The sequence below is a fragment of the Glaciimonas sp. GG7 genome, assembly GCF_052976905.1.
This window is the reverse complement of sequence record NZ_JBRIIQ010000121.1, coordinates 1-10,188: the sequence shown is the minus strand read 5'-3', so window position 1 is coordinate 10,188 and position 10,188 is coordinate 1. Positions and strand designations below refer to the sequence as shown.

At 52.5% G+C, this 10,188-nt stretch carries 10 protein-coding genes; 1 reads left to right on the top strand and 9 read right to left on the bottom strand.

Features of this window, described 5'->3' with window-relative positions:
- Positions 1-142 precede the first annotated feature (142 nt).
- Positions 143-433, top strand: a complete 291-nt coding sequence (locus ACVBEF_RS18900) for a putative quinol monooxygenase (RefSeq protein ID WP_447125468.1) — start codon at positions 143-145, stop codon at positions 431-433.
- Between the two features lie 95 nt (positions 434-528).
- On the opposite strand, the gene ACVBEF_RS18895 is transcribed toward ACVBEF_RS18900, so the two are convergent.
- From ACVBEF_RS18895 to ACVBEF_RS18855, 9 genes are all read right to left on the bottom strand, one after another.
- The gene (locus ACVBEF_RS18895) at positions 529-1,173 is read right to left on the bottom strand and encodes an SAM-dependent methyltransferase (protein WP_447125467.1); all 645 of its coding nucleotides are present in this window, start codon (positions 1,171-1,173) and stop codon (positions 529-531) included.
- A gap of 295 nt (positions 1,174-1,468) precedes the next feature.
- Positions 1,469-2,884: a mannose-1-phosphate guanylyltransferase/mannose-6-phosphate isomerase gene (locus ACVBEF_RS18890; protein ID WP_447125466.1), complete on the bottom strand. Its 1,416-nt coding sequence runs from the start codon at positions 2,882-2,884 to the stop codon at positions 1,469-1,471.
- A 540-nt stretch (positions 2,885-3,424) separates the two neighbouring features.
- Positions 3,425-4,534 carry an ABC transporter ATP-binding protein gene (locus tag ACVBEF_RS18885; RefSeq protein WP_447125465.1) on the bottom strand — a complete coding sequence of 370 codons (1,110 nt, stop codon included), beginning with the start codon at positions 4,532-4,534 and terminating at the stop codon, positions 3,425-3,427.
- Positions 4,535-4,569: 35 nt separating this feature from the next.
- Positions 4,570-5,457 carry a carbohydrate ABC transporter permease gene (locus tag ACVBEF_RS18880; RefSeq protein WP_447125464.1) on the bottom strand — a complete coding sequence of 296 codons (888 nt, stop codon included), beginning with the start codon at positions 5,455-5,457 and terminating at the stop codon, positions 4,570-4,572.
- Positions 5,454-6,365, bottom strand: coding sequence for a carbohydrate ABC transporter permease (locus tag ACVBEF_RS18875; protein WP_447125463.1), 912 nt, complete (start codon positions 6,363-6,365; stop codon positions 5,454-5,456). Before ACVBEF_RS18875 ends, ACVBEF_RS18880 begins: the two co-directional genes overlap by 4 nt.
- Positions 6,362-7,639, bottom strand: a complete 1,278-nt coding sequence (locus ACVBEF_RS18870; protein ID WP_447125462.1) for an ABC transporter substrate-binding protein — start codon at positions 7,637-7,639, stop codon at positions 6,362-6,364. The genes ACVBEF_RS18875 and ACVBEF_RS18870 overlap by 4 nt, the downstream gene beginning before the upstream one ends.
- 280 nt (positions 7,640-7,919) lie before the next feature.
- On the bottom strand, positions 7,920-9,134 hold the full coding sequence (locus ACVBEF_RS18865; protein WP_447125461.1) for a tetratricopeptide repeat protein: 1,215 nt from the start codon (positions 9,132-9,134) through the stop codon (positions 7,920-7,922).
- A gap of 59 nt (positions 9,135-9,193) precedes the next feature.
- Positions 9,194-9,625 (bottom strand): ExbD/TolR family protein, encoded by a 432-nt coding sequence (locus ACVBEF_RS18860; protein WP_447125460.1) that lies wholly within the window; start codon positions 9,623-9,625, stop codon positions 9,194-9,196.
- A 32-nt stretch (positions 9,626-9,657) separates the two neighbouring features.
- Positions 9,658-10,089: an ExbD/TolR family protein gene (locus ACVBEF_RS18855; RefSeq protein ID WP_447125459.1), complete on the bottom strand. Its 432-nt coding sequence runs from the start codon at positions 10,087-10,089 to the stop codon at positions 9,658-9,660.
- Between the last annotated feature and the right edge of the window lie 99 nt (positions 10,090-10,188).

Here is a 10,188-nt window from a genome sequence, read left to right as displayed (position 1 = left end):
GTCTCCGACTCAGTAGTTCTATGCCGAGTACCACGGACAAGCACGAATCGATCACTTGATACTTGTACTCGATACTGGCATCGCTCGTACGCACAAACTCATCCTGCTGTACTGTGCTCCATTACCCAACCAAAGGAAACGCATGTCACACGTCGCCGTTATCTCAATTAACACCGCCAAGCCCGGACAAGAAAAAAATATGGAAGCTGCCATGCGTGCACTGATTGCACCCACACAGGCTGATCCTGGCTTCATCCAATATGATTTACACCAGGATCTGGATGATCCTCGAACCTTCGTTTTCTTCGAGCGCTGGGAGAGTCGCGCATTGCTGAACCAACATTTGCATGCTCCGCATGTGATGGCATGGAAAGAGCAAGCCGGAACATTCGTGGAAAGTAGTATTTTGCGGATTGTTGAAAAACTGGATTAATACCGACAATATTTGCATCACCTCACGCAGCATTTTTCAGATTGAAAGATGATGCGTGCTTCATATTTGTCACTCAGTATGATCGTCAGTCAAAATTACCGATATTTACTTTTCTTCCCGGTCTTGATATCCAACGCAAAGCGCACGCCATTTTCGGTAAATTGCGTTTCATCCGGCGGCTCTTCTCCCGCCAGCACACCGGACACATTGAGCAAGCCCTCACCTTTACGGATCAGCTCATCGGAGCGCTCATAGACGTTCGGACAATCCGTTTCCGCCATCAATGCCTTCACGATAGGCACTTTCCAGGCCTCGACACCGGCGGACTGAAACTCACAGATCAAATAGCCGTTGCGGCCACCGAACCAATCTACCAGCAACCCAGGCAAACCATCCTTCTCAGCCAATACCAGATGCACCACATCAGTCATGGCAGCCTTTTTTCCAGCGCCAGCGACGCTACGTGCGAGCACAGCGGCCTTGACACGGCGCTTAAAAAACGCATGATCGACCGCTTCGTTTTGATCAAAGGTCCAGACCCGCGCCCGGATTTCCGATTTGGGGCTATGCGCCGCACGCGCGAGAAACTTACCAGAAGATGAATGCACCAACGCAGTCGCGCCAAACTGCATATTTTCCCCAGGCTTACCATCAACACGTTCGATGGCAGAAGCATAAATCCAGGGTTGGCGGACTAACAGGCTCTTTTCTTTGCCTTGTTTGATGGTAATGATCAGCATGGTACTTATTCCAGAGGTGAAAATTAAAACGGAGATCAGGCGAGTGTGCACTACTGCCTGATGATTGTTTGATATGCGGATCCAAGATTCAGCATCCGTCATGAAGTCGACATCATAAATCGAAATCGTTTGGGACTTACGCAAAATCGCCCCAGCAGCGTTATCCTTCCTAGCCTTACTTTCGTAATGTCTTCGTCAGTCTGCCTTGCTGGGACAATTTTGCGTAAGTCCTATTATATGAGGGCCCTTAAGACTGCCTCAGGCTTACCACCCGAGGGTTCAAGGTGTGCCCGTATCAGATACGTCCGTAAGTATCCTGAAAGCGCACGATATCGTCCTCGCCGAGGTATTCGCCGCTTTGCACTTCGATCATCACCAGATTAAGCATGCCGGGATTCTCCAGACGGTGCTTATGCCCGGCAGGGATATAGGTCGACTCATTGGTTCTGACGAAAAGCTCGTTATCGCCGTTGACCACCCTCGCCATACCGCTGACGACGATCCAATGCTCGCTGCGATGATGGTGCATTTGCAACGACAAGGAAGCACCCGGCTTGACCTCGATACGTTTAATCTTAAAGTTAGTGTCTTCCTCAAGCACCGTATAAGTGCCCCAAGGGCGATGTACGGCGAGGTGATGTTTGTAAGCGTCGTGCCCCTGCGCTTTGAGTTCTGTATAGAGATGCTTGACATCCTGCGCGCACGATTTATCAGCAACGAGCAAGGCGTCCGGCGTATCGACAATAATCAGATTATTGATACCGACCGCCCCGACGATGCGTTTGTTGCTCTGGATGTAGCAGTTGGTGACATCGTGCAACAACGCTTTGCCATCGATCCGATTGCCTTGCGCGTCAGGGCTAGAAAGGTCGCTTAACGCACTCCAGGAGCCGATATCGCTCCAGCCGATGTTGCAAGGCACGACCGCAACATTGGCCGATTGCTCCATTACGGTGTAGTCGATGGAGCAATCCGGGACTTGTGCGAAGCTGGCCGCATCTAGTTCGAGCTGCGTAAAACCTTTACCTTCAGCGATGCGTGATTGTTCTATGCATGACTTAGTAGCCGATAAAATCTCCGGGCAATGTTGTTCCATCGCCTGCAACATGGTGCCAGCCTTGAAACAAAATATGCCAGAGTTCCAAAGAAAACGGCCTGATTCCAGATATTCCCGAGCTTTTTCAAGAGAGGGTTTTTCTACAAACCGCAACACTTTGTTGCCTTCCGCTTCGATATAGCCAAAGCCGGTTTCTGGTGCATTCGGCTCGATGCCGAAAGTAACAAGATTGCCTTGCGCAGCCAGTGCCGATGCTGTGGCAACCGCATCAGAAAACGCGTCCTGGTCCGCAATCAGATGATCCGCAGCCAGCACCAACATGACCGCTTCATCGCCATGGATCTTTGCGACATGCAGTGCTGCAGCGGCAATGGCAGCCGAGGTATTGCGTGCGAACGGCTCCAGAATATAGGAGGTAGCGAGTTTCGCCTTGTTGATTTCACGAAATTCGTCTTCAGTCTTAAATAACAGTTCCCGATTGGTAACCGTCAGAATTTCGTCCACACCCGGCAACGCTGCGCCTCGCAGGAAGGCTTTTTGTAACAGACTTTGCCCGTCCGCCAGACGAATGAACGGCTTCGGATGCAACTCACGAGAAACAGGCCAAAGGCGCGAACCTGCACCACCGCAAAGAATGACTGGAACCAAACGCATGAATTTCTCTTTTATTGTTATGCTTTACGTGCCTATATTTTAAGCACTATAAATATTACTGAAATCTATTAAAGCCCCGGCGACAGTGGCATCGATTAAGTAAGGCCACATAGGAGATGCCTCGTTAATCGTTTTGTTGCTGTTTGATAATTATCACATTACTTTAGAATTGGCGCTCTAATATTTGCGCAATGTAATTTACGTACTGACGTTACGCAGTCTTGATTGCAATGACTCCCCAGCCTTCTAATCAAACCAGTGATCACGCAGCTATAGCCCAAGTTGTGAGTATTTTTCATCCGCCAAAAGATAACAATCGCAGAGACAGGCTGCTAGCAGCCTGTCGGACTTAGGATGACTCGGATTCAAAATGCGTTGAGCGGTCTATGTTTCTCCAGCTTCTTGAGCAATAGCGCGCTAGCGATACTATTGATTGAGCATACGCGCCGGCTTCCAATGACAAGTATGGTGATGCTCGCGTATGTCTTACTTGAACGATCGGGTTCATCTAGCCAACACCTTGCAAGATCGACGTGTTATCTAGACCAAACTAAGACTATTTCCCGCATTGCTAAACAAATGACATGCACCCGCTTTGGGTTGGATCCATAGCCGCTTACCGATGCGCCACTCGAACCCGGTTTCCTGTGCTTTGATCGACAAGGACTTTTCGACGCCCGGTACCCGCGCATAAATCATCATCATGTCGCCCAAATGTTCGACCAGTTCAATCTCAACCGGCAATCCCTGCCCTTCAACGGCCATCTCAAAGCTCTCAGGTCGAATCCCTGCCGTCACGCCACTGTGCCTCAGCGCAGCTGCAAGGGCGACGTTGGCGATACTGCCTTCTAGCGCAATGTTGCCGCCCTCACCTATGCGCAAAGAGACTTGCGCGTTTTCGTCGCGACTGACGATGCAGGGCAAAAAGTTCATCATCGGGGAGCCGAGAAATCCGGCTACAAACGTGTTGGTCGGCTGTCGGTACAAGTCCATGGGTGCACCGACTTGTTCGATCTTGCCTTTGTTGAAGACGGCAATCCGGTCACCCAAGGTCATGGCCTCGGTCTGATCGTGGGTGACGTAAATCATGGTGGTGCCTAGTTCTTTATGCAGTTTTGACAGCTCGACCCGCATTTGCACTCTTAAGGCGGCGTCCAGATTGGATAACGGCTCGTCAAACAAAAACACTTTCGGTTTGCGCACGATGGCGCGACCGATGGCGACGCGCTGGCGTTGGCCGCCGGAGAGTGCTTTGGGCTTACGGTCGAGTAAATGCGTGATATCCAGAATCTCAGCGGCGCGCCCGACCGCGTCCTTTACCGCCTGCTTACTCAGGCCGGAAATTTTTAGTCCGAAGCCCATGTTGTCGTACACCGTCATATGCGGATACAGCGCATAGCTCTGAAACACCATCGCTACGCCACGCTCAACGGGAGACACCTGATTGCTGAGTCGGTCACCGATATACAGTTCGCCGCCGGTAATGTCTTCGAGTCCGGCAATCATGCGCATCATGGTGGTTTTGCCACAACCAGACGGGCCGACAAAGACCATGAACTCACCATCGGTGATGTGCAGATCAATACCGTGAATGATGTTGTTGATGCCATCGTAATTCTTTGCAATTGCGCGCAGGCTGACACTGGCCATAAACGTCCTCTATAAATGATGTAGAAACCCTGAGATCAGCCCTTGATCCCGCTCGAAATGGTGCTCTGTACAAACCAGCGCTGAAAGATAATAAACACTAGCAAAGTCGGCAACGTCGCCATCACCGCAAACGCCATCACATCGCCCCATTGGCGCGGAAACTGGCCGAAGAAAGTCTGCATCGTCAACGGCAAGGTCGCGTATTTGTCGCCACGGACCACCATCACCGGCCACAGCAAATCCCCCCAACGCGCCAGAAACTGCAATATCGCCACCGTGGCAATCACCGGCTTGGACAAGGGCAGCACGATGCTCCAATAAATCCGAAAGCGCCCTGCGCCATCCATCAGTGCCGCTTCTTCCAGGTCTTTCGGCAGTGCGATAAAGAATTGGTAGAACAAGTAAATCGAAAATGCATGCGCGATAAACGGAATGATTTGCACCTGATACGAATCCAGCCAGCCTAGCGAGCCGTCAAACCAAGGCAGGTTATTGACCAATAACAGTAAAGGCACGGCTATCGCTTCAAACGGAATGATGATCAGCGCGACGACCAACGCGAGCAAAAATTCACGTCCGAAAAAGCGAAAACGCGCCAAGGCATAGGCCAGCATGCTATTGACCAGCACGCCCATCACCACTGTGCTGCTGACGATCATCAGCGTGTTGGTGAAAGCATGCAGATAGTCGGTACGGGCAAGCACATTGCGGAAATTATTGAGCGAGATTTCTCCATACGGCACAAACGCCAACACGCCCGACATATCGCTCAATAGCTGGGTTTCATCCGTTTTCAAGGACGAGACCAACATGAACAGCAAGGGAATGACGAAGAAAATGGCTAGCAATATCAGCGTGCCGTAATGCGCCCAGAGTGTCGTCCAACGCGCTGCGATGGGCTTGCTACTAACCTTGCGCTTCATTGGACTTGCCTCTCTTCTTTCAACAAAAACCGTTGCAGCATCGCAATGAGTAACACGATCACAAAAAAGATCACCGACAGCGCCGAGGCATAGCCCAGCTTGCCGTTACGAAATCCTTCTTGCACCATCAGCATCACCACAGTACGGAAAGAATCAAGCGGCGCAACAGATCCGCTGTTGGCGATGATTTGCACTTGCGTAAATAGTTGGAACGCATAGATCGTCGTCGTTAGCAGCACAAAGATGATGGTGTTGCGCAGCAGCGGCAAGGTAATGTAAAAAAACTGATGCCAGCGCGATGCGCCATCAAGCATGGCCGCCTCATACAGATCAACCGGAATCGCTTGCAGACCCGCCAGAAAGACCAGCATCTGAAACCCGACGCCCTGCCAGATCGACATCAGCATCACCGCTGGCAGCACCAAGGTCGGATCACGCAGCCAGTCTTGCGGGCCTATCATTCCGAAGCTGATAAAACTCAGAAAGTGATTAATCAATCCCTGATCCGGGCTGTACATCAACGACCAGATCACGGCCACCACCGCCATCGTGGTCGCCACTGGCATGAAATAAATAGTGCGAAAAAATTTGATCCCGCGTGCATGTTTGTTTACCAGCAGCGCCAGAAACAAGGCGAACGCGGATTGCAAGGGAGCGACGATGATGACGAACAAAAAATTATTTCTCAGCGCTGCATAAAAACTATCGTCGTCAAACAAGCGCCAATAGTTGCGCATGCCGATGAAGTCAGTGGCCATCTGATCATTGGCAATCAGGCGCTGATCAGTGAATGAAAATCCGAATGCCAGCAAAAATGGCAGCAGTAAAAATAGAGAGAGCAGAATCAGCGCGGGGGACGCAAAGGCCCAGGCGGTGACGGATTCGCTTGTAAAGTTTTTTGTATTCATGGTCTGACCGGATAGCCTTTGTTGTCGTCGATATTCTGGTCAATCTTCTTGACCGCTTTATCGAGCTCTTTTTTGACATCGGCACCGGCAACAATATTGTTGACGGACTCATAGAATGCCGTGGTGATGGCAGGATAGGCGGGTGTTTGCGGTCGGATCACTGCCACGCCGCCTTCGAGTTGATCCAGATAGATGCGCAACGGTCCCCCACTCACAAAATCAGGCGAGTCAGGAATCGCGGCCGCCAGTCCGGGTACAGCGCCATTGGCGGCTGCCACGCGTAAGACTTCGGGCTTCGACATCAGATGCTGCAACAGTTTGGCGGCTGCCTGTGGTTGCTGGCAATTGACGGAAATGCCCCAGTTCCAGGAACCGGCTCCGGTCGCCGCTTTGCCGCCGAAGCGCGGCATCGGGATCAAGACCAGATCGTCGCCAAGCGCCTTTTTATAACCGCTGTAGGTCCAATGTCCCACGTAGGACAAGGCCGATTTTCCGAGCGCAAAATCGTTGTCGCTTTTGGCTGAGGCGTTGACATAACCTTGTTTGACCCAACCCTGTACCATCTGCATAGCCTTGACCGAACCCGGGCTGTTCAAGACGCCGTTGGCGGTTTTATAGGTGGTGCGGTTGATCAGATCGCCGCCGAAACTCTGGAGGATGGGCGTAAAACTATAGGTAATCCATTCGCCGATACCGTAGTTAAACTTCATGTCGAGCGGGTAGGCGACGCCGTCTTTTTTGAGTTTTTTCAGCGCATCGTCAAACTCTTCGCCGCTCCATGCATCGGCGATGGAAGTTGGAATTCTGACGCCTGCTTTTTGCAACATTTTGCGGCTGCCCCACATTGCCAGACCGGAGTCGAACTGGCCGACGCTATAGAGCTTGCCGTTGTAAGTCCCCTGCTGCACCAGCGTCTTGAGCATCGTGCTCTTCAAGGCGTTGATGGCTGGAAATTGATCCAGCGCGATGATCTTGCCGCTCCACGCGTAGCTGTAGACGCTGGGGCCGTCAAAGTCGAGCACGCAAGGGAGTTTTCTCGCGAGAGTGGCGGCGTTGACCTGATCGCTGTAACTGCCTTCCGGCAGCGCGATGAATTCGACCTTGATATCGTTGTTGGCGGCGTTGAATGCTGCCACGGCTGCGCGGTAGACGTCACGTTCCGGGCCGGGGCCGGCATGCGCCCACATTGAGATAACGGTCTGGGCGTTGGCGCTCAGCACGGTGCACAACGCTAATGTCGCTACAACGGTAATGTTTAAACGTACAAATCGCATTCTTGTCTCCTCCTCTGATGGGGATTTTGTTGTTTGGCGCACTAATGCTGCCCGGCACGAAGGGTCTGAAGCCCGTTATTCGCTTGCTGTATTACTTTGGTCGTTGTTGCACGTGCTTAGGCATGTTGCCATTTAAATTCAAGGAAACCCGTTCGTACTGAGTAGCCCTTCAGGGCGTATCGAAGTAGTTGCATGCGTCTGCGATTCTTCGATACGGCACTTTGTGCCTACTCAGTCCGAACGGCTTGTATATTTTTTGGAATGCAAAGGTCAACACATACTAATTTACGTAGGTCCATAACCGCGCCAGATCGGCTGTGCCATCCGTGCCTTGCACAGTCTTCAGTATCTGCACAGACTTTAGCTTTTTTCCCGCCTCAAAATACACCAGGCCGAGCCGCAGTTTGCCGTCTTCAGGGCGTTTGATCCCGCCTTTTGCCAGACCTTGCTCCATCATCGTGATGGCTTTATCGAACTGTGCATGGGTCGCATAGTTATAGCCGATATTCACCAGTGCTGTGCCCTCTTTGGCGCTTGCTGCCTGGCTGTCGCCCTGCCCCATCGCTTTAACATCTTCATCAAACTTGGTATTGACCATGACACGCAAACGGTTGTGGCGCTCGGCTTCGGCACCGGTGCCGAGAATGCCGGAGGAGTAACCAAGATCGATCGTTTTTTTGGCTTCGGCAGGGTAACCGGCCTGCAACGCCAATTGCGCCATTTCCATAAAATGGTTCGGCACGCTCATATTGCCGGTCGCCATTTGCAGGCGGTAGACATCGAGTGACAGACGGTCGGAAAATCCCGGTTTGTCCTGAATCCGTACGATGAGATCGGCCCAGTATTCTTTTTTCGGATAATGCGCCACCAGCCGCTCCAACACGGCGATATAGCCGGTGTCATTTTTCATCTGCTGGTAGCTGCTGCCCAACAAACGCAAGCGATCTTCGGCAGGTACGCGGGCGGCCTTGTCGTCGGCCAGAAATTCGGCATTCAGGCCTTGCGCTGCGCCCACGTAATCGCCGTTGAGGTATTCCGACTGGATCAGCAGCGCACTCATGGTCGGATTGCTGGCGTCGTCCTTCAGATAGCGCTGGGTCCAGACGATGGCTTTGTGGTAATCCTTATTTCGGTAGTAAGTACCTGCCATTGCCTCCATCAGCTTGAGCTGCTCTGGCACTGGCAAGCGCGCGCTGCTGATGACGGTATCGAACGCTTTGGCGGCGACGTCGGTTTCTCCGGCAGCCGACGCTGCGGCCCCGCGCATGCGTTCGATAATGAACACTTCGTAAGGGGTTTTACCATCGATGACATCCAACTCGGTGACCTTGACTAAGGCTTCCTTGTATTTCTTGCTCTTCATCAGCTCCTGGGCGGCCTGCAATGGTTTGCTGACTTCCGGGCGCAGGCTGTCTGATTCTGCATGGGCGCTGGCAAAGCTAAAGGCTAACGCTGCCAGTAATACGCCGATGGCAAAAGTTCGGGATGTGGTCATGACTTTTCCAGCTCCATGTGGGTGATCAGGGAAGCGGCACAGGCCGCTTTCCGTTGTGCTTACTTAATAAACTGCTCGTTCCCAACCATACCGATCTTGGTCACGCCCAGCCGTTGGGCCGACGCCATCACCGCTGCCACCGATTTATACGGCACCAGCTTGTTCGGACGCAGATGCACTTCCGGCTGCGTTGGCAACAACGCCACTGCGCGCAGCTTGCCTTCGAGCGTGGCGCGGTCGGCGACGACCTGTCCGTCCCACAGCACCGTACCGTCAAAATCGATATCGATCGTGACCACAATCGGCGGTGCGGAAACGAGCGCCGCCGCATTGACCGGCAGATTCAGACTGACCGAATGATTCTGGATCGGGATGGTGATAATCAGCATGATGATCAAGACCAGCATGACGTCGATCAACGGCGTCATGTTCATCTCCATCATCGGTTCGGGATCGCTAGCGCTACCGCTTGAACCTAAATTCATACCCATGAATGACTCCTCTTAATAGTTCAACTGCGCGTTCAACCGCCGCGTGCAGGCGGTTCGGTAATAAAGCCGACCTTGGCAATCCCGGCCCGCTGCGCCGTCAGAATGACTTTGCCGATAAATTCATAGCGCGCATCCTGATCGCCACGGATATGTAGTTCTGGCTGCGGGACCATCACCGCGACCAGTTTCAGCTTGGCCAGCAACGCTGTGGTGTCGGGTACAAACTGCTCGTTCCAGTACATCTCGCCATCCTTATTTACCGCCAGATTAATGTTCTCAGGCTTGGTCTGGTAAGGACGGTTGATTTCGGCGGGCAGTTTGACCGGCACGGTGTGCGTAACCACAGGAATGGTGATCAGAAAAATGATCAGCAACACCAGCATCACGTCCACTAACGGGGTGGTATTGATGGCGGCAATTACTTCGTCTTCATCGCCGTCAGAAGAGCCGAGAGACATTGCCATGACTTAGCTGGCCTTTTTCAAAGGCACGGCACGACCGGCCTGGCTTGATGATATCGCGCCGCACCTCGGCAGCATGACGGATCTGGAAGCACTGACGGC